The 22,550-nt window shown below is 68.5% G+C and carries 24 protein-coding genes and 1 riboswitch; of the genes, 6 read left to right on the top strand and 18 right to left on the bottom strand.

The window, feature by feature from the left end; translation table 11 throughout:
• Positions 1-110: 110 nt before the first annotated feature.
• Positions 111-336, bottom strand: a riboswitch (cobalamin riboswitch).
• A 157-nt stretch (positions 337-493) separates the two neighbouring features.
• Together B5D37_RS08450 and B5D37_RS08445 are read right to left on the bottom strand one after the other, a co-directional pair.
• Positions 494-850: a TfoX/Sxy family protein gene (locus tag B5D37_RS08450; RefSeq protein WP_078758281.1), complete on the bottom strand. Its 357-nt coding sequence runs from the start codon at positions 848-850 to the stop codon at positions 494-496.
• The gene (locus tag B5D37_RS08445; protein ID WP_078758280.1) at positions 847-1,329 is read right to left on the bottom strand and encodes a GAF domain-containing protein; all 483 of its coding nucleotides are present in this window, start codon (positions 1,327-1,329) and stop codon (positions 847-849) included. The genes B5D37_RS08450 and B5D37_RS08445 overlap by 4 nt, the downstream gene beginning before the upstream one ends.
• 50 nt (positions 1,330-1,379) lie before the next feature.
• Between B5D37_RS08445 and bioD the strand changes: the two genes are divergently transcribed.
• From bioD to B5D37_RS08430, 3 genes are all read left to right on the top strand, one after another.
• On the top strand, positions 1,380-2,054 hold the full coding sequence (gene bioD, locus B5D37_RS08440) for a dethiobiotin synthase (protein WP_078758279.1): 675 nt from the start codon (positions 1,380-1,382) through the stop codon (positions 2,052-2,054).
• Positions 2,055-2,212: 158 nt separating this feature from the next.
• The gene (locus B5D37_RS08435; protein ID WP_078758278.1) at positions 2,213-3,406 is read left to right on the top strand and encodes an efflux RND transporter periplasmic adaptor subunit; all 1,194 of its coding nucleotides are present in this window, start codon (positions 2,213-2,215) and stop codon (positions 3,404-3,406) included.
• Entirely contained in the window at positions 3,403-6,501 is a 3,099-nt protein-coding gene (locus tag B5D37_RS08430) for an efflux RND transporter permease subunit (RefSeq protein ID WP_078758277.1), read from the top strand. The genes B5D37_RS08435 and B5D37_RS08430 overlap by 4 nt, the downstream gene beginning before the upstream one ends.
• 78 nt (positions 6,502-6,579) lie before the next feature.
• Here the strand turns inward: B5D37_RS08430 and B5D37_RS08425 are convergent, their stop codons facing one another.
• Together B5D37_RS08425 and queD are read right to left on the bottom strand one after the other, a co-directional pair.
• Positions 6,580-7,026, bottom strand: coding sequence for a phasin family protein (locus B5D37_RS08425; protein ID WP_078758276.1), 447 nt, complete (start codon positions 7,024-7,026; stop codon positions 6,580-6,582).
• Positions 7,027-7,142: 116 nt separating this feature from the next.
• Positions 7,143-7,496 carry a 6-carboxytetrahydropterin synthase QueD gene (queD, locus tag B5D37_RS08420; protein ID WP_078758275.1) on the bottom strand — a complete coding sequence of 118 codons (354 nt, stop codon included), beginning with the start codon at positions 7,494-7,496 and terminating at the stop codon, positions 7,143-7,145.
• A gap of 83 nt (positions 7,497-7,579) precedes the next feature.
• Between queD and B5D37_RS08415 the strand changes: the two genes are divergently transcribed.
• Positions 7,580-8,341, top strand: coding sequence for a cyclic nucleotide-binding domain-containing protein (locus tag B5D37_RS08415; RefSeq protein WP_078758274.1), 762 nt, complete (start codon positions 7,580-7,582; stop codon positions 8,339-8,341).
• 23 nt (positions 8,342-8,364) lie between these two features.
• On the opposite strand, the gene B5D37_RS08410 is transcribed toward B5D37_RS08415, so the two are convergent.
• The 11 genes from B5D37_RS08410 to B5D37_RS08360 all read right to left on the bottom strand — a co-directional run bounded on the left by B5D37_RS08410 (position 8,365) and on the right by B5D37_RS08360 (position 17,872).
• Positions 8,365-9,090, bottom strand: a complete 726-nt coding sequence (locus B5D37_RS08410; protein WP_078758273.1) for a sulfite exporter TauE/SafE family protein — start codon at positions 9,088-9,090, stop codon at positions 8,365-8,367.
• Position 9,091: 1 nt separating this feature from the next.
• Positions 9,092-9,361, bottom strand: coding sequence for a cbb3-type cytochrome oxidase assembly protein CcoS (gene ccoS / locus B5D37_RS15195; RefSeq protein ID WP_078758272.1), 270 nt, complete (start codon positions 9,359-9,361; stop codon positions 9,092-9,094).
• Positions 9,358-11,775 carry a heavy metal translocating P-type ATPase gene (locus tag B5D37_RS08400; RefSeq protein ID WP_078758271.1) on the bottom strand — a complete coding sequence of 806 codons (2,418 nt, stop codon included), beginning with the start codon at positions 11,773-11,775 and terminating at the stop codon, positions 9,358-9,360. The genes ccoS and B5D37_RS08400 overlap by 4 nt, the downstream gene beginning before the upstream one ends.
• 9 nt (positions 11,776-11,784) lie before the next feature.
• On the bottom strand, positions 11,785-12,321 hold the full coding sequence (locus B5D37_RS08395) for a FixH family protein (protein ID WP_078758270.1): 537 nt from the start codon (positions 12,319-12,321) through the stop codon (positions 11,785-11,787).
• Positions 12,321-13,868: a 4Fe-4S dicluster domain-containing protein gene (locus B5D37_RS08390; protein WP_078758269.1), complete on the bottom strand. Its 1,548-nt coding sequence runs from the start codon at positions 13,866-13,868 to the stop codon at positions 12,321-12,323. The genes B5D37_RS08395 and B5D37_RS08390 overlap by 1 nt, the downstream gene beginning before the upstream one ends.
• Positions 13,869-13,893: 25 nt before the next feature.
• Complete coding sequence (locus tag B5D37_RS08385) at positions 13,894-14,178, bottom strand: hypothetical protein (protein WP_200809211.1); 285 nt, start codon at positions 14,176-14,178, stop codon at positions 13,894-13,896.
• 2 nt (positions 14,179-14,180) lie between these two features.
• A complete protein-coding gene (ccoP, locus tag B5D37_RS08380) occupies positions 14,181-15,128 on the bottom strand; it encodes a cytochrome-c oxidase, cbb3-type subunit III (protein WP_078758267.1) in 948 nt (315 codons plus the stop codon).
• The gene (locus B5D37_RS08375; RefSeq protein ID WP_078758266.1) at positions 15,125-15,316 is read right to left on the bottom strand and encodes a cbb3-type cytochrome oxidase subunit 3; all 192 of its coding nucleotides are present in this window, start codon (positions 15,314-15,316) and stop codon (positions 15,125-15,127) included. The genes ccoP and B5D37_RS08375 overlap by 4 nt, the downstream gene beginning before the upstream one ends.
• Positions 15,317-15,318: 2 nt before the next feature.
• Positions 15,319-15,933: a cytochrome-c oxidase, cbb3-type subunit II gene (gene ccoO, locus B5D37_RS08370; RefSeq protein WP_078758265.1), complete on the bottom strand. Its 615-nt coding sequence runs from the start codon at positions 15,931-15,933 to the stop codon at positions 15,319-15,321.
• A 10-nt stretch (positions 15,934-15,943) separates the two neighbouring features.
• The gene (gene ccoN, locus B5D37_RS08365) at positions 15,944-17,455 is read right to left on the bottom strand and encodes a cytochrome-c oxidase, cbb3-type subunit I (RefSeq protein WP_078758264.1); all 1,512 of its coding nucleotides are present in this window, start codon (positions 17,453-17,455) and stop codon (positions 15,944-15,946) included.
• Between the two features lie 105 nt (positions 17,456-17,560).
• A complete protein-coding gene (locus tag B5D37_RS08360) occupies positions 17,561-17,872 on the bottom strand; it encodes a hypothetical protein (RefSeq protein WP_078758263.1) in 312 nt (103 codons plus the stop codon).
• Positions 17,873-18,005: 133 nt separating this feature from the next.
• Between B5D37_RS08360 and B5D37_RS08355 the strand changes: the two genes are divergently transcribed.
• Both B5D37_RS08355 and B5D37_RS15190 read left to right on the top strand, forming a co-directional pair.
• A complete protein-coding gene (locus B5D37_RS08355; RefSeq protein WP_327078554.1) occupies positions 18,006-19,190 on the top strand; it encodes an aminotransferase-like domain-containing protein in 1,185 nt (394 codons plus the stop codon).
• The gene (locus B5D37_RS15190; protein WP_327078553.1) at positions 19,187-19,420 is read left to right on the top strand and encodes a hypothetical protein; all 234 of its coding nucleotides are present in this window, start codon (positions 19,187-19,189) and stop codon (positions 19,418-19,420) included. Before B5D37_RS08355 ends, B5D37_RS15190 begins: the two co-directional genes overlap by 4 nt.
• Positions 19,421-19,488: 68 nt before the next feature.
• Here B5D37_RS15190 and B5D37_RS08350 read toward each other — a convergent pair whose 3' ends face one another.
• From B5D37_RS08350 to nirK, 3 genes are read right to left on the bottom strand one after another with little or no spacing between them, the layout of a single operon-like run.
• The gene (locus B5D37_RS08350) at positions 19,489-20,094 is read right to left on the bottom strand and encodes an SCO family protein (RefSeq protein ID WP_078758262.1); all 606 of its coding nucleotides are present in this window, start codon (positions 20,092-20,094) and stop codon (positions 19,489-19,491) included.
• The gene (locus B5D37_RS08345) at positions 20,091-20,885 is read right to left on the bottom strand and encodes a formylglycine-generating enzyme family protein (protein WP_143814217.1); all 795 of its coding nucleotides are present in this window, start codon (positions 20,883-20,885) and stop codon (positions 20,091-20,093) included. The genes B5D37_RS08350 and B5D37_RS08345 overlap by 4 nt, the downstream gene beginning before the upstream one ends.
• The gene (gene nirK, locus B5D37_RS08340; protein WP_078758261.1) at positions 20,866-22,398 is read right to left on the bottom strand and encodes a copper-containing nitrite reductase; all 1,533 of its coding nucleotides are present in this window, start codon (positions 22,396-22,398) and stop codon (positions 20,866-20,868) included. The genes B5D37_RS08345 and nirK overlap by 20 nt, the downstream gene beginning before the upstream one ends.
• Between the last annotated feature and the right edge of the window lie 152 nt (positions 22,399-22,550).

The following is a 22,550-nucleotide window of genomic DNA, read 5'->3' as shown; positions in this document are numbered from 1 at the left end:
CGGCATCACCGTGCTGGTGCTTGGGAAGTCGCGTGCAGGAGGCAGGGGAGCAGGCTGCGAGATGGGCGCGCGCAGGCGCCGACGTCGCCGCCGCCATGCCCTCCGCATCGCAACCAGTCAGCTCCGGGGCCGGTCTCCGGACTCGCGAGTGGTACCGGATGACCGGTACCTGCCGCGGCGCCTTCCCATGCGTGTGCACAGTGGCGGTGAGCCGTGGCATGGCTCGCTTACCGTTGCGGGGGCAGTGCCGGGCTGACCGCGTCCGCGGCGTCACCGGCTTCCCGTTTCAACCCGCCGGCAGGACGCCGCCGGGTCACCTCGAAGCGGGCGCAGTGTACGGCATCCGGTGGGCTTGGCGCGCGGCTCGCGGAAACGTGTTGTCGTGTAGGAGCGGCTTCAGCCGCGATCGGATGCCTGGTCGATCGTCCGGTTGCAGATCGCGGCTGAAGCCGCTCCTACAGCACAGCAGGTCGCTTCGGGGGATCAGGCAGCGCTAGTCGCTGTCGGAAGCGGGCCGCTCGGCCACGGTGTCGGCGGTGAGTACGGTGGTCCGCACCGGGCCGGCCGGGGGCTTGTGGCGTGGTGCCGGCAGCCCGGCGATGGCGGCCTCGGCGGCCTCGACCAGTTCGGCCCGCCGTTCGGGCGCGACGTCCTGCCAGTGGCAATCGTGCAACGCGCCTTCGATCGAATAGAGCAGGTTGAGCGTCGGTTTGAATCCGGCACGCTTGATGCGCATGAAGGCCTCCACCGGCCCCGCTTCAGCCAGGTCCTCCCGCGTGCGCAGGCCGACCTGTCGCAACCACGCCGAAGACTTCGGCCCGATGTTGCGAAGCTTGGCGGCCTCGTTCACGCCAGTGCTTCCACGAAGACGGCGGCGATCGCCTCCAGGCCGGCCTGGTCGTCGGCATCGAAGCGGCCCTTCTCCGGGCTGTCGATGTCGAACACGCCGACCAGGCGCTCGCCCTGCACCAGCGGTACCACGACCTCGGAACGCGACGCCGAATCGCAGGCGATGTGGCCGGGGAACGCCTCCACGTCCTCCACCCGCTGGGTCCGGCGCTCGCTGGCGGCCGCGCCGCACACGCCCTTGTCGAGCGGGATGCGCACGCACGCCGGGAGCCCCTGGAACGGCCCCACCACCAGTTCGCGGCCATCGAAGAAGTAGAAACCCACCCAGTTGACCGACGGCAACGCGTGGTAGACCAGTGCCGAAAGGTTGGCGGCGTTGGCGGTACGATCGCGCTCGCCATGCAGCAGGGCGCGGGCCTGGGCGGCCAGTTCGGCGTATTGCTCCGGCTTGCTGCCGGTCAGGGCGGTGGCGGTGAACATGTCGCGAGTCTAGCAGCGACGACCCCTGCGCCGCGCCTTACCATGGCGCCATGGATACATGCGGTTTCTACGTCACCGGGACCGATACCGGCATCGGCAAATCGGTCGTTTCAGCGGCCCTGCTGCATGCGCTGCGGGCGCGCGGCCTGCGAGCGGTCGGGATGAAGCCGGTCGCCAGCGGCTGCGAGCGCATCGACGGGCACTGGCGCAACGAGGACGCACTTCTGCTGCAGACGGCAAGCGATCCCCGGCCGGACTACGCCGACGTGAATCCCTGTGCGCTCCCGCAGCCGCTCGCGCCGGAGATTGCCCTGCGCGAGGCGGGCGTGGAGCTCGAGCTGGAGACGATCCAGGCCGCGCACGCGAGGCTGGCGGCGATGGCCGACGTAGTGGTGGTGGAAGGCGTGGGTGGATGGGCCGCTCCCCTGTCCGCCCAACTGGACCAGCTGGACCTGGTGCGGGCGCTGCGGCTGCCGGTGGTGATGGTGGTCGGCCTGCGCCTGGGATGCATCAACCACGCCCGCCTCACCGCCGACGCCATTCTCGCTTCCGGCGCGCGCCTGGACGGCTGGGTCGCCAATGGCATCGACCCGTCGATGGCCCGGGCCGACGAGAACTTCGAGATCCTCCTGCATCGCCTGCCGGTCCCGTGCTGGGGCAGGCTTCCGCATGCGCGCCAGCCGGATCCGGCCAGTCTGTCCGCTGCCATCCGCTTGCCCCGTTGAGGCTTCTACGGGGTGCCGCGCAGCCTCCGCGGCAGTCCCGGAGCGAGCGCTTTCCGGGACGGTGAATCCCAATCCGGCAGGCTGACTTCCGGCACGGCGACAGCCCCGCGGTCGCTCCCTAGACTGCGCACCTCACGCAAGGAAAGACGAGGCCCCCGATGCGCCGCGAAACGTGGTTGAACCTGTTGCTTGTCGCGGCCCTGCTGGGTCTTTCCGGTTGCGGAGAAGACGCCGGCGACCCAGCGGCCGCTGCCGGCGGCGCGCCCGGGGAAATGCAGTTGCCCGTGGAGGCCGTCACCCTGGAACCGGAACCCCTGGCGCGTGGCCTGCAGACGGTGGGCAGCCTGCGCGCCGACGAGTCGGTGGTGGTGCGCCCCGAAGTGGCCGGTCGCATCGACCGCATCCATTTCGAAGAGGGCGGCCGGGTCGAAGCCGGGCAGCCGCTGTTCACCCTGGACCCCAGCACCGCCCGCGCCGCCCTCAGCGAAGCCGAAGCGAACCTGCGTAACAGCCGGAGCGCCAGCGAGCGGGCGAAGCAACTCGTCGACCAGCAACTGATCGCCCGCTCCGACTATGACACTGCGCAAGCGGCGTACGGGGTCGATCGTGCGCGCGTGGAGACCGCTCGTGCCGCGCTGTCCAAGATGACCCTTCGCGCGCCGTTTTCGGGCCGTATCGGCCTGCGGGAAGTCAGCGTCGGGGATTTCGTCACGGCGGGTCAGGACCTGGTGACGCTGGTGCGTAGCGACCCCATCGAGGTCGACTTCAGCGTGCCGGAAGGCGCGTTGGCCCAGGTGGGTGAAGGACAACCGATCGAGGTGACGGTCGATGCCTTCCCGGGCGAGCGCTTCTCCGGCCGTGTCGTGGCGGTGGCGCCCAGCGTGGACGCGGCCAGCCGCAGCGTGCAGTTGCGCGCCCAGGTGCCCAATCCCGACCTGAGGCTGCGCCCGGGGCAATTCGCCCGGCTTTCGCTGGACACCAGCGTGGCCGGCGAGGCGTTGCTGGTGCCCGAGCAGGCCCTGATGCAGGAGGGCGACACGCGCTTCGTGTACACCGTGGTGGATGGCAAGGCGACCCGTGTCGAGGTCAGCACCGGTCGCCGCGTACCCGGGAAGGTCGAAGTCACCGAAGGCCTGCAGGCCGGCGACGTGGTGATCACCGCCGGGCAGGCCAAGCCGATGATGCACGAGGGCATGGGCGTGATGGTGCTGCCCGCTGGCGCGGCCGATGGCGCGGGCGGCCCGGCAGGGCAGCCGGAGATGCCTGCCGGCGAAGCGCCGGCCGAAGCATCGCCCTCGGATGAAGCGCCGGCCGGCGCGCAGGCGGACGAGGCGGCGGGGACCAACCCATGATCCTCTCGGACGTCTCGATCCGGAGGCCGGTCTTCGCGACGGTGATCAACCTGGTGGTCCTGCTCGTCGGGATCATCGCCTACGACCGTCTTGCGGTGCGCCAGATCCCCAACGTCGACACCCCGGTGGTAACGGTCAACACCACGTATCCGGGTGCCAGCGCCCAGGTGATCGAGTCGCAGGTCACCCAGCCGATCGAAGATGCACTGTCCGGCGTGGAAGGCATCGAGTACATGCAGTCGGTGAGCCGCGAGCAGTCCAGCCAGGTGACGCTGCGGTTCAAGCTCGACCGCGATCCCGACGGCGCCGCCTCGGACGTGCGCGACCGTGTCGGCCAGGCCCAGCAGTTCCTGCCCGACGAGGTCGACCCGCCGATCATCCAGAAGCAGGAAGCCGATCAGCAGCCGATCATCTACCTGGCGTTTACCTCCGACCGCCATCCGCAGGTGGAGATCGCCGACTATGCCGAACGGCTGGTCAAGGACCGGATCCAGACCATTCCCGGCGTGGCCCAGGCGCAGGTCTTCTCAAGCACCTATGCGATGCGCGTATGGCTGCAACCGCAGCGCCTGGCCGGTTTCGGGTTGACCCCGGCCGATGTCGAACGTGCGCTGCGGGCGCAGAACGTGGAGATCCCGGCCGGTCGGGTCGAGGGCTCCGACCGCGAGTTCACCGTGCTGTCGGAAACGGACCTGCGCACCGCCGAGGAGTTCGGCGAGATCATCGTGGGCAACGCAACGGACGGCGGCGTGGTCGAGAGTGGTTACCTGGTGCGGCTCAAGGATGTCGCCCGGGTCGAGCTGGGCGCGCAGGAGGAACGCTTCCGCGCCCGCTTCAACGGCGTCAACGCGGTGCCACTCGCGGTGGTGAAGCAGGCGGTGGCCAACCCGCTGGACATCTCCCAGGCGCTGGAAGAGATGCTGCCGAGGATCCAGGAGACCCTGCCGGAGGGCATGAAGATCCAGGTGGCGTTCGACAGCACGGTGTTCATCGAGAAGTCGATCGAGGAGGTCTACAAGACCGTCGCCGAGGCGGTGGTGCTGGTGATCGTGGTGATCTTCCTGTTCCTGCGCAGCTGGCGCGCCACGCTGGTGCCGCTGGCGACCATCCCGTTGTCGCTGGTGGGTGCATTCGCGCTCATGTATGCCTTCGGCTTCACCATCAACACCCTGACGCTGCTGGCGATGGTGCTGGCGATCGGGCTGGTGGTGGACGATGCGATCGTGATGCTGGAGAACATCTACCGGCACATCGAGGAAGGCATGCCACCGTTCCAGGCAGCCTTGAAGGGGAGCAAGGAGATCGGTTTCGCCATCGTGGCGATGACCTTGACGCTGGTGGCGGTGTACGTGCCGCTGGCGTTCTCCACCGGGCGTACCGGCAAGCTGTTCGTGGAATTCGCACTGACCCTGGCGGGCGCCGTGCTGGTGTCGGGTTTCGTCGCACTGACGCTGTCGCCGATGATGTCCTCGCTGCTGCTGAAACAGGAGACGAAACACGGCCGCTTCTACGCGGCCGGCGAGCGCGTGCTGGGGGCCATCGACCGCGGCTACCGCCGGCTGCTCACGGCCGCGCTGCGCCTGAAGGTCGTCGTTGCCGGTGTCGGCGTCGTGCTGCTCGGGCTGGCCCTGCTGCTGTTCACGCAACTGCCGCGCGAGCTGGCACCGCAGGAGGACCAGGGCTTCATCATCGGCTTCGGCATGGGGCCGGAAGGCGCGACGGTCGAATACACCGACCGCTACGCACGGATGATGGAGGGCATGTTCGCGCAGATCCCGCAGGTCGAACGCTACTTCCAGATCGTCGGCTTCCCCTCGGTCACCAACACCATCGGCTTCGTGATGCTCAAGGACTGGGAGGAGCGTGATGTCTCGACCGCCGAGGTCCAGGGCCAGCTGTTCCCGCAGTTCATGGGCATCCCCGGCATCATGGCGTTCCCGACGCTGCCGCCGCCGCTCGGGCAGGAGGGTTTCGGCCAGCCGGTGAGCTTCGTGGTGCAGAGCACCGGCACCTGGGAGGAACTGGGCCAGACCGTTCAGCAGATGATGGCGAAGATGCGGGAGAACCCGCAGCTCACCAACCCCGACGCCGACCTCAAGCTCGACAAGCCGCAACTGAGGATCGAGCTGGACCGCGACAAGGTGGCGGCGGTGGGCAGCGACGTGGCCACGGTCGGCCGCACGCTGGAAACCCTGCTGGGCGGCCGCAACGTCACCCGCTTCAAGAAGGGCTCGGAGCAGTACGACGTGATCGTTCAGGTCGAGGATGCCGACCGCCGGGTGCCCGGGGACCTCTCGAACATCTTCGTGCGCGGTGGCGATGGCCAGATGATCCAGCTCTCCAACCTGGTGACGGTGGAGGAGACGGTCGCCGCCAAGGAGCTGAACCACTTCAACAAGCTGCGCTCGGCCACCATCAGTGCCGGCCTTGCCCCGGGGTATTCGATGGGCGAGGCGCTGGAATGGATGGAGGCCACGCTGGCCGAGGTGGCGCCCGGGACCAGCTACGATCTTTCCGGGCAGAGCCGTGAATTCAGGGAGTCGGCCAGCGACTTCGCGCTGATATTCGGGCTCGCGCTCGTGTTCATTTTCCTGGTGCTGGCGGCGCAGTTCGAAAGCTGGGTCGATCCGCTGGTGATCCTGCTGGCGGTGCCACTGGCGGCGTTCGGCGCGCTGCTGGCGCTCACCCTGGCCGGGGGCAGCTGGAACATCTATTCGCAGATCGGCATGGTCACCCTGGTCGGCCTGATCGCCAAGCACGGCATCCTGATCGTGGAGTTCTCCAACCAGTTGCAGGAGCAGGGCCACGGCAAGCTGGAGGCGGTCATCGAGGGTGCGGCGCTGCGCCTGCGTCCGATCCTGATGACGACCGGCGCGATGGTGCTGGGTTCGCTGCCGCTGGCGATCGCCAGTGGTGCGGGTGCGGAGGCGCGCAACCAGATCGGCTGGGTGATCGTCGGCGGTGTCGGCATCGGCACCCTGTTCACGCTGTTCGTGGTGCCGGTGGTCTACCTGCTGATCGGTCGCAACCACCAGAAGGCGGCACGGGAACGCGCGCGGCTCGAGACCGAACGCGTCGAAGACGGGCACGGCTGACCGGTTCGCGGACACAAAAAACCCGGCAGCCTGCGCTGCCGGGTTTCGTGTTCCTGCCGAAGCTGGAGAGAGAGCCGGTTACTTGGACTTGTCGGCCTTGTCGGCCTTGGTCGAACCACGGGTGTAGGACTCGGCCTTGTCGGTAGCGGCCTTGGTGGCCTGCTCGACGTTGGCGCGGGTGGTGTCGGCGGCGGCTTCGACCTGGGTCTTGGCGATCTGCGCGATCTGCTCGGTGGTCTTGACGGTACGGCCGATGACTTCCTGGCTGGTGGCCAGGCCGCGCTCGGCGTTCTCGCGCACGACCTGCACGCCCTTGGGCAGCAGGTCCTTCATGCCTTCGGCGTCACGGACGTTGGTGGCCTCGCCCAGGAAGGCGAAGGTGGCGGTGGCGCGGTCTTCCATGGCGGCCATCTGCAGGCCGAACACGGCTTGGGCGTTCTCGAGGGCGATGCGGTTGACCTGTGCCGCGGTATCGGCGAACTGACGCGTCGCGGCGGCGAACTGTTCGTTGAACTGCTGGTACATGGTGGACTCCTGCTTGCGCCGACAGGGAATGCCGGTTTGTGCGTTGCAGCATAACCGCCTCTGTGTTGCGATGCAACATCAGGCGGAAAGGTCCGTCCAAGTATTGTTCAGCGAGTTCAGCCCCGGTAGCGGCAGCCGGAGGTGCAGGTTTCGTGGACCACGACTTCGGCCAGCAGGGGAAGCTCAGGCTTCAGCCGGTCCCAGATCCAGATGGCGATGCGCTCGCTGGTGGGGTTCTCCAGGCCCGGCACGTCGTTGAGGTAGTGGTGGTCGAGCTGGTCGTACAGGGGCTGGAAAGCGGCCTTGATGTCGCCGAAGTCCATCACCCACCCGGAGTCGGCGCCAACCTCGCCCTGCAGGTGGAGCTCCACCCGGAACGAATGGCCGTGTACGCGTGCGCATTTGTGCCCCTCGGGCACGTTGGGCAGCCGGTGCGCCGCCTCCAGGGTAAAGATCTTGAAGATGTCCATTGCCGCCATTGTATCGCCGGGTCTCCCGGCCATGGCCGCGGCCGTTGGTCGTGGGTTGGGGCGCCACGTGGCACGATGGCGGCATGAGCAATCCCCCGATCGACCTCGCCACCCTGCGCAAGGGGTGTGCGCACTGTTCCGTCCGCGACCTGTGCCTGCCTGCCGGCATCGGTCACGGCGACCTGCTGCGGCTGGACGAGATCGTCAAGCGCAAACGCCCGGTGGCGCGGGGCGAGCGGCTGTTCCATGGGGGCGACCCGCTGGCTTCGGTGTTCGTCGCCCGCGACGGCTCGTTCAAGACCGTCAGCGTCACCGAGGACGGCGACGAGCAGGTGGTCGGGTTCCACCTGCCGGGGGAACTGGTCGGGCTGGACGCGTTGGGCACCGGCGTCCATCGCTGCGAGGCGGTGGCACTGACGGAGGCCAACGTCTGCGAGATCCCGATGGATCAGCTGGAGCAGGTGGCGGCCCAGTTGCCGACGCTGCAGAAGCAGTTGTTGAAGGTGATCGGCCAGAGCGTCGGCCGCGACCAGGACCACATGCAGATGCTGGTCCGCAAGCAGGCCAACGAGCGCATCGCGCTGTTCCTGCATGGCCTGAGCGAGCGGCTGGTGAACATCGGCCAGTCCGGCAGCGCACTGGTGCTGCCGATGAGCCGGGAGGACATCGCCCGCTTCCTCGGGCTGGCGCTGGAAACGGTCAGCCGCGGCTTCACCCGACTGCAGGAGGACGGGGTGATCGAAGTGAGCGGCCGCAGGGTCCTGATCGCCAACCGCGCCGAGCTGGATCGGCTGGCCCACGGAGCACCAGCCGCCGAGCAGCGCAGGCGCGGCACCCACGGCTGAGTGCCGCCCGGGTCACCACCCGGTCAGACCTCCCGCGGCAGGCAGCCCAGCGCCGCCAGTACGCCATGAAGGGCGGGGACCTGCATCAGCCAGGGCGAGGCGATGGTGAGCAGGCCCGCCGCCAGCACCAGCACACCCGCGCCGGTGCGCCACGGCCCGCGCTGCAGGCGCTGCCCGATGCGCATGCCCGACCAGGTCAGCGGCAGCATCACCGGCAGCGTGCCCAGCCCGAAGGCCGCCATGGTCAGGGCGCCGTTGCGGGCATCGGCTTGCAACCAGGCGGCCGCCAGCAACGTGGTGCTCAGGCCGCACGGCATCCATCCCCACAACATGCCCAGCCCCAACCGCTTGGGCGTGGTGTTGGCGGGCAGCAGGCGCCGCTGCAACGGGCGCAACCGCTGCCACAGTCCACCGCCGGGACGCGGCAGGAACGACAGCCGGCCGCGCCGGTCCAGCAGGCGCAGCGCGGCGATTACCAGCACCAGCCCTACGCCCGCGCGCAGGCCGATCGCGAGCCAATCCAGGTTCGCCACTTCGACGATGCCGTGGCCGAGCCCACCGGCGATCGCCCCTGCGGCCACGTAGCCCAGCACCCGGCCCAGGTTGGGCTCCAGCGCGATCCGCCAGCCGCCCAGTGGCGACATCGCCGAGAAACCGGTGGCGATGCCGCCGCACATGGCGACGCAGTGCAGGCCGCCCAGCAGCCCGGCGACCAGCGCGGCACCGATGGTGAGCCAGTCGATCGGCATGTCAGTCGACCCGACCGACGCTGCGGCCGGCATCCGGGCCGGATCCGGCGTCGCCGCCGGCGGTGTCCACGCGCGCGCCTTCGTCTTCTCGTTCTTCGGCCACCACCTCGACCGGCCGCACCGGGCGTTCGTGCTCGTCATCGCGCAGGATGTCGAGCGCCGGCGTGTCCAGGTCTTCGAACTGGTTGCCGCGCACCGCCCAGATGAAGGCCCAGATCGCCGCGGCCAGCAGCAGCAGGCTGAGTGGGATCAACAGCAGGAGGATGTTCATGGCGTGGGACCCCGCGTGAGCCGTAGCGCGTTACCGGTGACGACCAGCGAAGACAGCGCCATGCCCAGCGCCGCGAGCCACGGCGTCACCAGTCCCGCCGCCGCCAATGGCAGGGCGACGACGTTGTAGGCCATCGCCCAGCCCAGGTTCTGCCGGACGACCCGGCGTGTGCGGCGGGCGATCGCGATGGCGGCGGGTATCCGTGCCAGCGAGCTGCCCGTCAGCACCAGGTCCGCCGCGCGCTGCGCGAGCGCCGCACCGCCACCAATGGCCAGTGAGACGTCCGCGCCCGCAAGCACCGGTGCATCGTTGAGGCCGTCCCCGACCATGGCAACGATTCGTCCTTCCTGCTGCAGGCGGCGGGCGAACGCGAGCTTGTCCTCGGGGCTCTGGCGTGCGTGCGAGGCATCGATGCCGACGGTGCGGGCGAACCGCTGCACCGGGGCCTCGGCGTCTCCGCTCGACAGGTGGACGCGCATGTCCAGCCCGGCCAGCGTGCGCACCGCCAGCGCCGCATCGGTGCGTTCGCTCTCCTCGATACGGAAGATCGCCAACGCGCCGGCATCGTCGGCCAGCCACAGTGCATCGTCGTCATCCGCGCCTGGAATGGCGAAACCCGCGCGTCCCAGGCGCCAGCGCCGTCCCTCCACCACGCCCTCGATACCCTGCCCGGGCACCGCGCGCACGCCGCTGGCCCGCGGCGCGTCGGCGACTTGGGAGAAGGCGGCAGCCAAGGGGTGCCCACTGTCGCGCTCGAGCGCGGCGGCGATTCGCAGCGCCTGAGGTTCATCGAGTCCCTGGCGAACCTCGACGCCAGCCAGTACCGGGCGGCCATCGCTCAGGGTGCCTGTCTTGTCGAACACGATGTCGGTGGCGGAGGCGAGCCGGTCCAGCGCATCCTCGCGCACGGCCAGCACCCCGAGACGCGCCAGCGCACCGTTGGCAGCGGCCAGCGCGGTGGGCACCGCCAGCGACAGCGCGCATGGGCAACTGATCACGAGCAGAGCCAGGGTGACCTCGAACGCACGAGACGGGTCGTAGATGCGCCAGCCGACGTAGACCAGCACGGTCGAGACCAGCAATCCGGAGACGAAGCGGTGCGCGATACGGTTGGCAGCGACGGCGATCGCCGGCCGCCGCGACTGTGCCTCGTCCACGAGGCGGGCAAGCTGCGACAGCCGCGTGGTGCTGCCGGTGGCGGTGACGCGCAGCCGGGTGGGGCGCTCGCGGCATACGGTGCCGGCGTAGACGCGGTCGCCGACCTCGCGTTCCACCGGATGGGACTCTCCGGTCAGCAGCGCTTCCTCGAACCGTGCGCCTTCCAGCAGTTCGCCATCGGCCGGCACCACCTCTCCCACGGCGACGCAGGCGGTGTCGCCGACCGATAGCGCGGCCAGCGGCACCGACTCACGGCCGCCATTCGCGGTTTCGCGGGTGGCGAAGGCGGGGCGCGCACGGGCCAGTGCATCCACCTGCGCGCTGGCGATGCCGCGGGCGCGCTGTTCCAGCATCCTCGCGCCCAGCAGCAGGAATACGAACATCACCGCGGCGTCGTACCAGACGTGTGGACCGCCACGCAGGGTCTCGAAGATGCTGGCGAAGTAGGCCAGCAGGGTGGAGCCGGCGATCAGCACGTCCATGCCGAGCTGGCGATGCCGCAGCTCCCGCCAGGCACCCGCCAGGAACGGCCAGCCCGAGTAGAACACCACCGGGGTCGACACCAGCAGCGTGATCCAGCGGAAGAAATCGCGCGTGGGCAACGCCATGGTCCCGGAGAAGTCCAGGTACAACGCTTCGGCGAACATCATCGCCTGCATCGAGCCGAGGCCGGCGATGCCGATGCGGGCCAGGTTGCGGTTGCGCTCCTCGCGGCGGGCCCGCTCGCGGGCCTCGCCACCGGCCAGGTAGGGCCGGTAGCCGAGCCGGGCCAGGCGCTGCAACGGCCGCGACAGCGGCGTCACCGCGGGGTCCCAGCGCAGCCGGATGCGGCCGGTGACGGCGTTCGCGCTGGCCTCCTGCACCCCCGGCTCGGATGCGAGCACGCGGTCGATCAGCCAGGCGCAGGCAGCGCAGCGCATGCCGTCGGTCAGCAGGGTCAGCTCACGGCCGCCCTCGACCGGGTGCGCGTGTTCGGCCAGCACTTCCTCGCGGTCCCAGACACGCAGGTCGACCGGATCGGTCCCGACCCGTCCGGCATGTTCGCTGCGCAGGCGGTAGTAGTCGCCCAGGTCCGCGTCCCGGATCCATTGCGCGGCGGCCGCGCAGCCGTCACAGCAGAAATCACGCTCGACGCCCTCCAGACACACCCGCGCGGGGTCGGCTGGAAGCGGCTCACCGCAGTGGTGGCACCCCGTCCCCGGGGCGAGCAGGTGCTCGTGGCGGGCCGGCGCCTGCTGGCTCAGTGCGACATCCATCGCATGCAGCTACTGCGCCTGCAGTCGTGGCCGCAGGTGCGCCGCCAGCTGGTCCCTGGGCATGCGGCCCTGCAGGCGCCAGCGTGGCTGCTCGTCGTCGGCGACCGGCGCCAGGCGAATGTTCCAGTCGTGGTCGCCTTCAAGCGTGGCGGCGACCTGCCACCCCAGTTCGGTCGGCTGCAGCAGCAGCTGTACGTCCAGGTTCTCGCGCGACGGATGCACCAGGTCAAGCTGCAGGGGAGCGCCCCGGTCGAAGCGTCCGCTCACCGGGAGCACCTCGACGATGCCCGCCTCGGGATCCCTGCGCACGATCGCGCTGAGCCGCTCGGCCCGGGCGATCTCGTCGGGGCCCAGGTCGGTGGTCTGGATCTGGGCGGTGCGCCGCACTTCCTCGGGGACTGAATCGACCCCGCCATCGCCGCTGGCGATCACGATCATCCAGATCCCGGCCGCCACCACGGCGACCGGCAGGCCGATCACCAGCCACATCACCGGCTGGCGCCAGGGCGAGGAGCGCTTGTCGGGTTGTGGGGTCCTGTCGTCCATCAGCGGGGTCCGAAGAAGTGGCTGTCGACCGTCTCGCGCACGCTGCCGTCGGTGGCCTCGATCACGAAAGTGACGTCGTGCTTGCCGCCGACCCCTTCGGGTGCGGTGACTGTCACCGGGACCGAAAGCACCTGTTCCGCGCGGGCGGATACCGATACCGGAGCGTCGCGCAAGGCGATGCCGGCGGTATCGGCTTCCACGGTAACGCGGTATTGCTGCACGGCATCTGTCTTGTTGATCAGCTTGAGGGTGTAGCCGTTGTCGACGCCATCCTCGACCACGCGGTACAGCGCATTGCGGTCGCGCAGCACCTCGGCGATCAACGGGCTGCGCGCGCTGATGCCCCAGCCCCACGCGATGATCAGCGCCAGCAGCAATCCGCCGTAGACGAAGATCCGCGGGCGGGCGACGCGCGAAGGCTTGCCGTCGATCGCATTCTGGGACGAATAGCGGATCAGGCCCTTCGGGTAGCCCATCTTGAGCATGACGTCGTCGCAGGCATCCACGCACAGGCCGCAGGCGATGCACTCGTACTGCAGCCCGTTGCGGATGTCGATGCCGACCGGGCAGACCTGCACGCACATGGTGCAGTCGATGCAGTCGCCCAGTTGCTCGGGCTCGAACTTCGGCAGCGGCGCGGCCTCCACTCCGGCGCCGGCGAAGCTGATCGTGCCCCGGGCCTGCGCACGTGCGTCGGCCGCACTGGGATGGCGGCTGGCGCGGAACACGTAGTCGTAGGCGGTCACCTGGTCGAGCAGCCCGCGCGCGCGCTCCAGCACGCTCGCCAGGCCGCGGCGGCGGGGCCCGCGCGGCTCGCCGCGCATCGGGTCGTAGGCGATGATCAGGGTGTTGCGGTCGAACATCGCGCTCTGGAACCGCGCGTACGGGCACATGTACTTGCAGACTTGCTCGCGCAGGAAGCCGGCGTTGCCCCAGGTCGCCAGCGAATAGAACAGCACCCAGAAGATCTCCCACCCGTTCCACGCGAACGGCCACAGGCGCGCGGCCAGGCCGGTGATCGGGGTGAAGAAACCGACGAAGGTGAAGCCGGTCCACAGCGCGAATACCAGCCACAGCGCGTGCTTGGCCCCCTTGCGCAGCACCTTGTCGCGGGTCCAGGGACCGGCATCGAGCTTCATGCGCTTGGAGCGGTCGCCCTCGGTCCAGCGCTCCATCCACAGGAAGACTTCGGTCCATACCGTTTGCGGACACGCATAGCCGCACCACAGCCGTCCGGCCAGTGCGGTGAAGAAGAACAGCATCAGCGCCAGGATCACCAGCAGCAGCGCCAGGAAGGTGAAGTCCTGCGGCCAGAAGGTCAGGCCGAACACGTGGAATTTGCGCGCCGGCAGGTCGAACAGCACCGCCTGGCGGCCGTCCCACTGCAGCCACGGGAACACGTAGTACATGCCCAGCAGCCAGGCCACGGCGAGCTTGCGCAGGCGGTCGATGCGGCCGGAGATGTCGCGTGGATAGACCTTGCGCTCCTTGACGTACAGCGAGTCGCCGCCGTCGTCGAGGAGGTCGATGTCGATTTTCTTGCTCAATGTCCTTTGTCCTGCGCCGCCGGGATCACTCCGGCGGCAGCGGTCGGTTGAAGCGGCTTGCCGGGCGTAGCAGCAGCCAGGTGAACAGACACGAAGAAGCGGTGCACAGCCAGAACATGAAGAAACCGATCGTGTAGCCCATCGATCGGGTCATCTCCAGGCCGGGGAAGGTCAGGTCGCGCAGGGCCAACGGGTCGACGAAGGCGAAGAACACCATCGTGGCCACGCCCGCCGCGAAGAAGCTGGGCCAGAGGATGGCCCCCAGCCGCTGTGCCAGCGGCCGGGGCGGGTGGTCCGGGGGCGCCTGCACGCTCACTCCGCGGCCGCTCCGCTTCCGGTAGCGCCCCCGGCCGGACTGTTGGACAGCGACCACACGTAGGCGGCCACCAGCCGGCCACGGGTTTCGCCCAGCACGCCCCGGTGCGGCGGCATCACGCCGTGCCGTCCATTGATGATGGTCTCGCGCAGGCTTTCCCGGCTGCTGCCGTACATCCAGTAGTCGTCATTCAGGGCCGGCGCCCCCATGGCGACATTGCCTTCCCCCTCCACGCCATGGCAGGCCACGCAGACGCCGTCGTAGAGCTTCTTGCCGCGCGCGGCCATGTAGTCATTCTGCAGGGACCGGTCTTCATTGCCGAGGGTACGCGTGTAGGCGATCACGTAGTCCACAGCGTTCTCACCGCCCATGCCGGTCAGCACCGTGCCCCACTCGGGCATGATGCCCTCGCGACCGTCCAGGACGCTCTGCAGCACCTGTTCCGGCGCGCCGCCCCAGTGCCAGATGTCGTCGGTGAGGTTGGGGTAGCCGATCGCGCCCTGGGCCGAGGAACCGTGGCAGGTGGCGCAGGTGTTGGCGAAGATGGAGCGGCCGAGCTCCCGCGCCTCCGGGTTGGCGGCAAGCTGGTCGATCGGCTGGCCCTCGTAGGGTGCGAACGTCTCCGACAGCCTCGCATCCCACGAGGATTTGTCGGCCTGGTGCTCGGCGCGCGAGCTCCAGCCGCTGACGCCGTCGTAGCCGCCAAACCCGCCGTACCAGACCAGGTAGGCCACGCCCCAGACGATGGTCAGGTAGAAACCGATGATCCACCAGCGCGGCATCGGCTTGTTGTACTCGGTGATGTCGCCGTCCCAGTAATGGCTGGTGTCCTCGGGCTTGGGGTCGCCGGGGCGACGGCGGGCGGTGAACCACAGCAGCCAGGTCACGCCGACGATGTTCAGCGCGGCCAGCACCAGGATGTACCACGACCAGCCAGCATTCATTGGCGGTCTCCTTCTTTCGAATGGTTGACTTCATCGCGCCTGAGCGCGTCGCCCTTGTTGCGCCCGGACTCCTCGACCGCCAGTCGCGCGGCCTCGTCGAAGTCCTTCTTCCGTGCCGGCCGCCAGGCCCAGATCCACATGGCGACGAACAGCACCATCAATACGACCGTGATGATCCCGGAGAGCATCTTCAGCCTCCCTTGGGTGCGTGGATGCCGAGCCCCTGCAGGTAGGCGACCACCGCGTCGAGCTCGGTGCGGCCGTCGACCTCCGCCGCCGCCTGCTCGATTTCGGCGTCGGTGTAGGGATCGCCCATGGACTGCAGCGTGCGCATCTTCGCCGCGACCTTGCTTCCGTCCACGGTCTGGTCCGCCAGCCACGGGAATGCCGGCATGTTCGATTCCGGTACCACCGCGCGGGGATCGATCAGGTGGACCTCGTGCCAGTCATCGGGATAACGCCCGCCCACGCGCGCCAGGTCCGGCCCGGTGCGTTTCGAGCCCCACAGGAACGGCCGGTCGTAGACCGACTCGCCGGCCAGGGAGTAGTGGCCGTAGCGCTCGGTCTCGAAGCGCAGGGTCCGCACCATCTGCGAATGGCAGTTGCCGCAGCCCTCGCGGATGTAGACGTCGCGGCCTGCAAGCGCAAGCGGCGCATAGGGCTTGACGCCCGGCAGCGGCGTGATCGCCTCGGCCTGGCGCATCAGCGGGATGATCTCCGCCAATCCGCCCAGCGACAGCGCAACCGCCACCAGCACGGCCAGCAGGCCAACGTTCTTCTCGAGTTTTTCGTGTCCGAATGCCATGTCCGCGTCCTCAGCCGTGCACGTCGTCGCGCGGGGCGAGCACCGGTTGCGGCGCCGCGTCGCGGCCCGCCTGCCAGGTGCGCCAGAAGTTGTAGGCCATCACCAGCATGCCGGCGAACACCATCAGCCCGCCCAGCAGGCGTCCCAGGTAATAGGGATAGGTGGCGTTGAGCGACTCGACGAACGAGTAGGTCAGCGTGCCGTCGCCATTGGTGGCGCGCCACATCAGGCCCTGGGTGATGCCGGCGATCCACATCGCCGAGATGTAGAAGACGACGCCGATGGTGTGCACCCAGAAGTGCACGTCGATCAGCTTGACCGAATACATCGACGGCAGCCCGAGGATGCGCGGGTACATCGAGTACAGCGAGCCAATGGTGATCATCGCCACCCAGCCCAGTGCGCCGGCGTGCACATGGCCGACGGTCCAGTCGGTGTAGTGGCTCAGCGAGTTGACCGTCTTGATCGAGAGCAGCGGGCCCTCGAAGGTGGCGATCATGTAGAAGCTGAGCGCGACGATCAGGAACTTCAGGATCGGATCGGTGCGCAGCTTATGCCACACCCCCGACAGGGTCATGATGCCGTTGATCGCGCCACCCCAGGACGGCGCCAGCAGGATCAGCGAGAACACCATGCCGACCGACTGCACCCAGTCCGGCAGGGCGGTGTAGTGCAGGTGGTGCGGGCCGGCCCACATGTAGACCGAAATCAGCGCCCAGAAGTGCACGATCGACAGGCGGTAGGAGTAGATCGGCCGCCCGGCCTGCTTGGGCACGAAGTAATACATCATGCCCAGGTAGCTGGTGGTCAGCATGAAGCCGACCGCGTTGTGGCCGTACCACCACTGCGCCATCGCATCGACCGCGCCGGTGTAGACCGAGTAGGACTTGGTCCAATCCACCGGGATGGCGAGGTTGTTGACGATGTGCAGCAGCGCGATGGCGATGATGTAGGCGCCGAAGAACCAGTTCGCCACGTAGATGTGCGGCACCTTGCGCCTGGTGATGGTGCCGAAGAACAGCCAGCCGTACGCCACCCAGACCACCGCGATCAGCAGGTCCACGTGCCATTCCATCTCGGCGTATTCCTTCGCCTGGGTCTGCCCCGCGGCCATGGTCACCACCGCCGCGACCAGCGCCAGCTGCCAGCCCCAGAACACGAACGAGGCGAGCCGGTCCGAGATCAACCGGACATGGCAGGTGCGCTGGACGATGTAGAGGCTGGTGGCGAACAGCGCCGAACCACCGAAGGCGAAGATCACGCCGTTGGTGTGGATCGGGCGCAGCCGGCCGAAGCTCAGCCACGGGATCTCGAAGTTCAGCGCCGGCCAGTACAGCTGCGCCGCGATCAGCACGCCCACCAGCATGCCCACGATCCCCCAGAAGATGGAGGCGTAGGTGAACTGGCGGACCACCTTGTCGTTGTAGAAGCCCGGATCGTTGGCACGGGGGGCGGGCGTGGAGCGGCCCGCGCCGGCGCGGGCCTGCGTGGGGGCCGTGGCGGCCTCTGGATGCGCGGTCATGGAGAACCCGTGGTTGTGTATGCGCCCATTATCGGGCGGATGAACCGGGCGCGGATTGACCGACGTCAAATTGCCGGGCAAGCGCACACGGTAGGAGAATGGCCTTCACGTGCTGCGGCGCAGCCACCGCCAACGTACCAGCATCGCCAGCGTCATCACGGCCAGGAACATGGCGTAGGACAGCGTCGTGGCCAGCACCTGTTGCCACATGTGACCGTATTGCGGGTCGGCGTTTTCCATCGACCAGTACATGCCCAGCGCGGCCATCACCGTGGCCAGCACCAGGCTGGCCGTGTCGAAGGCCTTGCGCGCCAAGGTGCGCGGCTGCCGAGGAAACAACCAGAACAGCACCGCGAGGATGGCGAACCACGGCACGAACAGGATCAGCGCGAGGTTGAGTTCGACCAGGGGATTCATTGGCGTTTCGGGAAGCGACTGCGTCGGATGACAGGGTAGGGCGACCGGATCAGCGGGCGTAGACTCAGAAATCCGCTGTGGGACCATATCAGTTGGGTCCGTTCAGCTCCATTGGCGCCGTGCCGGGAGTCCCGTGAAGCTCTACGAAGCCCTCGCCGAGGAACTGGCCGATTCGATCGGCCGGAAGGTGCTGAAGCCGGGCGACCGGCTGCCATCGGTGCGCCAGGCCAGCGCCGAGCGCCGCGTGAGCCCCTCCACCGTGTTCCAGGGCTATTACCTGCTGGAGGCACGGGGCCTGGTGGAGTCGCGTCCCCGCTCCGGGTACTACGTCACCCGCGCCGCCGTGGCCCGGCCGCCGGAACCCGAGCAGGCGTCCCGGCCCGATGGCGAATCCCGGCAGGTGGACGTGAGCGAGCTGGTGTTCGAAGTACTGCAGTCGACGATGGCGCATGACGTGGTGCCGTTCGGATCGGCCTTTCCCAGCCCGCTGCTGTTCCCGTTGGCGCGGCTGGGGCGGGTCATGGCGACCACCGCGCCCCATATCGACCCGTGGAGCACGGTCGACGACCTCACGCCCGGGAACGCCGAGCTGCGCCGGCAGATCGCGCTGCGCTACCTGCTGGGTGGCATGCAGGTGGACGCGGACGGCATCGTGGTCACCAATGGCGCACTGGAGGCGCTGAACCTGTGCATCGGCGCGGTGACGTCGCCGGGGGATGCGGTGCTGGTCGAGTCCCCGTGCTTCTACGCCACCCTGCAGATCCTCGAACGGCGCAGGCTGCACGCGATCGAGGTGCCCACGCACCCACGCGAAGGCATCGACCTGGATGCCGTGGAGACCGCCATTTCACGCCACCGGCCCCGCGCCTGCTGGGTGATGAGCAACTTCCAGAACCCGCTCGGTGCGAGCATGCCGGTCCAGCGCAAGCGCGAGCTGGTCGAACTGCTCGCACGGCATGGCATCCCGCTGGTGGAGGACGACGTCTACGCGGAGCTGTACTTCGGCAGGGAGCGGCCCGTGCCGGCCAAGGCCTTCGACCGCGAGGGGCTGGTGATGCACTGCTCGTCGTTCTCCAAGTCGCTTGCGCCGGGGCACCGGATCGGCTGGATGGCGGGGGCAGGTTCACTGCCCGGATCGCCCGGCACAAGCTCACCACCACGCTCAACACCAACGTGCCTTCCCAGCTGGCGCTGTCCCACTACCTGCAACGCGGGGGGTTCGATCGCCACCTGCGGCGCCTGCGGCGGACCCTGGCCGAACAGCAGGCACAGTGCCTGGCCGCGGTGGGTCGCCACTTCCCCCGGGGGACGCGCGTGACGCGGCCGGCGGGAGGCTATTTCCTGTGGCTCGAGCTGCCGGAGGGCACCGATGCGCTGGCGGTGCAGCGGCGTGCCGCGGCCGAAGGCATCAGCGTTGCGCCCGGACCGATGTTCTCGGCCAGCCGAGGCTTCCGTCATTGCCTGCGGTTGAATTGCGGGCATCCGCTGGATGCGCGCGCGCAGGCGGCACTGGCGACGCTCGGCCGGTTGAGCGCGCTGTCTTCGTAGGAGCGGCTTCAGCCGCGACCGGACCTGGACTGCCTTCGCCGACTCCACGATCGCGGCTGAAGCCGCTCCTACAGAGGCTGGCGCAGCGCCTGCTTCACCTTTGCGACGAACTCGGGGTCCGGCTTGCTGCCCATCTGGTCGGTGCGGGCCAGGATGCGGCCATCCGCATCCACCAGGACCAGCGAACTGGTGTGGTTGAACTCGCCATCGGCGAGGGCGCGGTAGCGGGTGTCCAGCACGCCTGCGACGGCGCGGACCTCGCCGGTGGGCGGGCTGGCCAGCGTCCAGCGCGAGGTGTCGAGCTTGCGCTGTTCCACCACCTTCTTCAGCGCTGCCGGGTCGTCGCGCTCCGGGTCCATGCTGATCAGCACGATGCCGATCCGGCCGCGTTCCCGCTCGTCCAGCTGCTTTTCGATGGCCTTGCCGCTGTCGACGATCAACGGGCAGATGTACTGGCACGAGGTGTAGAACATCGCCATCAGCCGGGGCTTGCCGCGAAGGGCACTCCAGGGCTGCGTGCGGCCATCCTGGTCGGTGAGTTGCACCGGCAGCTGGTAGATCGAATCGCGCGGTAGCGGTGACTGCGCGGCAGGCGATTGCGCGGCAACGGCCGGCGCGGCGATGCCGGCGAGAACCACGACGGCTGCCAGCAGCGAAGGGAGCATGCGTTTCATGGGAGGTCCTTGACGCAGCGGAAGCCGAGGTTGCCGGTGGTGTCTTCGGCGCCCAGGGAGGACAGCATCGCCACCCGCATAAGCACCGCGTAGTTGTCGCGATCGTCCATCGACAGCGCCCCGGCGCCGCAGAAGCGCGCGTTGTCGGGGTCGCCCTGGTTGCGGTTGTCCGCATCCACCAGCAGCGAGGAGAAGTCATCGGTCCATTCCCACACCAGGCCATGCAGGTCCTGCACGCCATACACGTTCGGCGTCTGCAGGCCGGCCCGGGGAAGGGCGGCGTTGGAGGGGCGCGAATACCAGGCCAGGATGCGCTCGCGCCAGACCGGGTCCTTGCGCGCGTCGCGGCGGGTTTCATCGGCCGCCGCCGCGTACTCCCACTCTGTCCAGGTCGGCAGCCTTGCGCCTTGGGCCTCGCAGTACGCGGAGGCTGCGAACCAGCTGACCTGGACCACGGGTTGCCCGGCACTGGCCTCGCCCAGCTCGGTCGGACCATCCCAGTGCGACAGGTACCTCGGCTCGGCCATCACCGTGGGGACGCGGTCCCGGCGCCATTGCGGATTCGCCTGCACGAATGCGAGGAACTCGCCGTTGGTCACCGGCCGCTTCATCATCGCGAAGGGGCGGACCCGCAGGTCCGCGCTGATGTCTTCGTAGGCGAGCGTGCTGCGGAAGCTGCCCCCGGGCAGCTCCGCATAACCCTTGTCGGCTGCACCGGCGGCGGTGGAGACCACCGCCGCCAGTAGCGCGGCTGCCGCACGCAGGCCCGGGTCAGTGGCCTTCGGAAGCATTTTCAGGCTTGTTCTTGCGGATCTCGGCCACTTCGGCCTTGGTCACGCGACCACCCGGGTTGCCCCAGCTGTTGAGCACGAAGGTGGAGATATTGGCCACCTCGTCGTCGGTCAGCTGGGCCATCGGCGGCATGATCGAGTTGTACTCGGTGCCGTTGACGGTGATCTTGCCCTGCAGGCCGTGCAGCGTCACGCGGGGCACCGACGTGGGATCATTGGCGATGTAGTCCGAGTTGGCGAGCGGCGGGAAGACCCCGGCCATGCCCTGGCCGTTGGCCTGGTGGCAGGTCGAGCAGGTACCCATGAACAGCGCCTCGCCAGCCTTGACCTGCTGGTCGACGGTGAGGTCGCCGGTGCTGGCGGCCTCGGCAGCGACGGCGACCGCTTCCATGTTCGCCTGCGCGCGGTCGCCGATGTAGACCTCGTCGACCTCCAGGCCCGAGTAGATCTCCTTGTTCTCGGGGCCATCGGCCTTGAGGATGCCCAGCGCGCCCTTGTTGAAGGCACGGAACAGGCTGTGGTCGACCAGCACGTAGCTGCCGGGCACCTCCATGTGGAACTCCATCATGGCCGCGCCGCCCGCCGGGATCAGCGTGGTCTGCACGTTCTCCTGGAAGTGGGTGCCGCCCTCGTACCAGACCTTGTCGAAGATCTCGCCGATCACGTGGAAGCTCGACACCAGGTTCGGGCCGCCGTTGCCGACGTACAGGCGGACGTTCTCGCCGACCGAGGTGGTCAGGGCCTTGTCGCCGGTGATCGCGCCTTCCGATCCGTTGAACAGGACGTAGGTCGGGTTCTCGTCGATCGCCTTCTCCATGTCGAACGGCTGCAGGCCCTTCTCCCGGTACTTGCCGGTGGTGTAGAAGTCGCCCTGCATCACGTAGTACTCCTTGTCGACCGGGGGCAGGCCCTCCGGCGGCTCGACCAGGATCAGGCCGTACATGCCGTTGGCGACGTGCATGCCCACTGGCGCGGTGGCGCAGTGGTAGACGTACAGGCCGGCGTTGAGGGCCTTGAAGGTGAACTGGGTCTTGTGGCCCGGTGCGGTGAAACTGGAGCTCGCGCCGCCACCCGGCCCGGTGACGCCGTGCAGGTCGATGTTGTGGGGCATCTTGCTGTCGGGCATGTTGCGCAGGTGGAACTCCACCGTGTCGCCCTGGCGCACGCGGATGAAGCTGCCGGGCACCGTGCCGCCGAAGGTCCAGAACGTGTAGTCCACGCCTTCGGAGATCGGCATCACTTTCTCGACCACGTCCAGCTCGACCACCACCTTGGCCGGATGGTTGCGGTTGACCGGTGGCGGAACGTGCGGCGGCGACGTCAGCACGGCATTGATCGGATCGCCCTGGGGCGGGCCGAAGTCACCCTTGCGCGAGCCGCCGGTCTCTCCGTCGGCCTCGGCACTGGCCTGGTCGCCTGCGGGACGGGTGGCATCGTTGTCGCCGTCGCAGGCCGACAGCAGCAGCGCCGAAGCGGCCAATGTCGCGGCAATGAAGCGGGGTGCACGTTTCATGGAGTCTCCCTGGAGTAAATGGCTGGCGCCATGACGGCGAGGGTGAGGCATTGCGGTCCCCGGGACCTGATCAGGATCAAATTTCGCGGGCTGGCTTCCAGGCACTTCCCGGCGTGCCGGCCCCGCACTTGATCCAGGTCACTGCCCGGATC

Origin of the sequence: Lysobacter spongiicola DSM 21749, from assembly GCF_900167055.1 — a bacterium.
In the GTDB taxonomy this organism is placed as follows: domain Bacteria; phylum Pseudomonadota; class Gammaproteobacteria; order Xanthomonadales; family Xanthomonadaceae; genus Novilysobacter; species Novilysobacter spongiicola.
This window is presented reverse-complemented; position numbering and strand designations above follow the sequence as displayed.

What these genes read in the sequence shown, in the direction of transcription:
- B5D37_RS08445 (WP_078758280.1), bottom strand. Translation starts at nt 1,329, where the DNA reads ATGTTCACCGCCACCGCCCTGACCGGCAGCAAGCCGGAGCAATACGCC.
- bioD (WP_078758279.1), top strand. Translation starts at nt 1,380, where the DNA reads ATGGATACATGCGGTTTCTACGTCACCGGGACCGATACCGGCATCGGC.
- B5D37_RS08435 (WP_078758278.1), top strand. Translation starts at nt 2,213, where the DNA reads ATGCGCCGCGAAACGTGGTTGAACCTGTTGCTTGTCGCGGCCCTGCTG.
- B5D37_RS08430 (WP_078758277.1), top strand. Translation starts at nt 3,403, where the DNA reads ATGATCCTCTCGGACGTCTCGATCCGGAGGCCGGTCTTCGCGACGGTG.
- B5D37_RS08425 (WP_078758276.1), bottom strand. Translation starts at nt 7,026, where the DNA reads ATGTACCAGCAGTTCAACGAACAGTTCGCCGCCGCGACGCGTCAGTTC.
- queD (WP_078758275.1), bottom strand. Translation starts at nt 7,496, where the DNA reads ATGGACATCTTCAAGATCTTTACCCTGGAGGCGGCGCACCGGCTGCCC.
- B5D37_RS08415 (WP_078758274.1), top strand. Translation starts at nt 7,580, where the DNA reads ATGAGCAATCCCCCGATCGACCTCGCCACCCTGCGCAAGGGGTGTGCG.
- B5D37_RS08410 (WP_078758273.1), bottom strand. Translation starts at nt 9,090, where the DNA reads ATGCCGATCGACTGGCTCACCATCGGTGCCGCGCTGGTCGCCGGGCTG.
- ccoS (WP_078758272.1), bottom strand. Translation starts at nt 9,361, where the DNA reads ATGAACATCCTCCTGCTGTTGATCCCACTCAGCCTGCTGCTGCTGGCC.
- B5D37_RS08400 (WP_078758271.1), bottom strand. Translation starts at nt 11,775, where the DNA reads ATGGATGTCGCACTGAGCCAGCAGGCGCCGGCCCGCCACGAGCACCTG.
- B5D37_RS08395 (WP_078758270.1), bottom strand. Translation starts at nt 12,321, where the DNA reads ATGGACGACAGGACCCCACAACCCGACAAGCGCTCCTCGCCCTGGCGC.
- ccoP (WP_078758267.1), bottom strand. Translation starts at nt 15,128, where the DNA reads ATGAATGCTGGCTGGTCGTGGTACATCCTGGTGCTGGCCGCGCTGAAC.
- B5D37_RS08375 (WP_078758266.1), bottom strand. Translation starts at nt 15,316, where the DNA reads ATGCTCTCCGGGATCATCACGGTCGTATTGATGGTGCTGTTCGTCGCC.
- ccoO (WP_078758265.1), bottom strand. Translation starts at nt 15,933, where the DNA reads ATGGCATTCGGACACGAAAAACTCGAGAAGAACGTTGGCCTGCTGGCC.
- ccoN (WP_078758264.1), bottom strand. Translation starts at nt 17,455, where the DNA reads ATGACCGCGCATCCAGAGGCCGCCACGGCCCCCACGCAGGCCCGCGCC.
- B5D37_RS08360 (WP_078758263.1), bottom strand. Translation starts at nt 17,872, where the DNA reads ATGAATCCCCTGGTCGAACTCAACCTCGCGCTGATCCTGTTCGTGCCG.
- B5D37_RS08350 (WP_078758262.1), bottom strand. Translation starts at nt 20,094, where the DNA reads ATGAAACGCATGCTCCCTTCGCTGCTGGCAGCCGTCGTGGTTCTCGCC.
- B5D37_RS08345 (WP_143814217.1), bottom strand. Translation starts at nt 20,885, where the DNA reads ATGCTTCCGAAGGCCACTGACCCGGGCCTGCGTGCGGCAGCCGCGCTA.
- nirK (WP_078758261.1), bottom strand. Translation starts at nt 22,398, where the DNA reads ATGAAACGTGCACCCCGCTTCATTGCCGCGACATTGGCCGCTTCGGCG.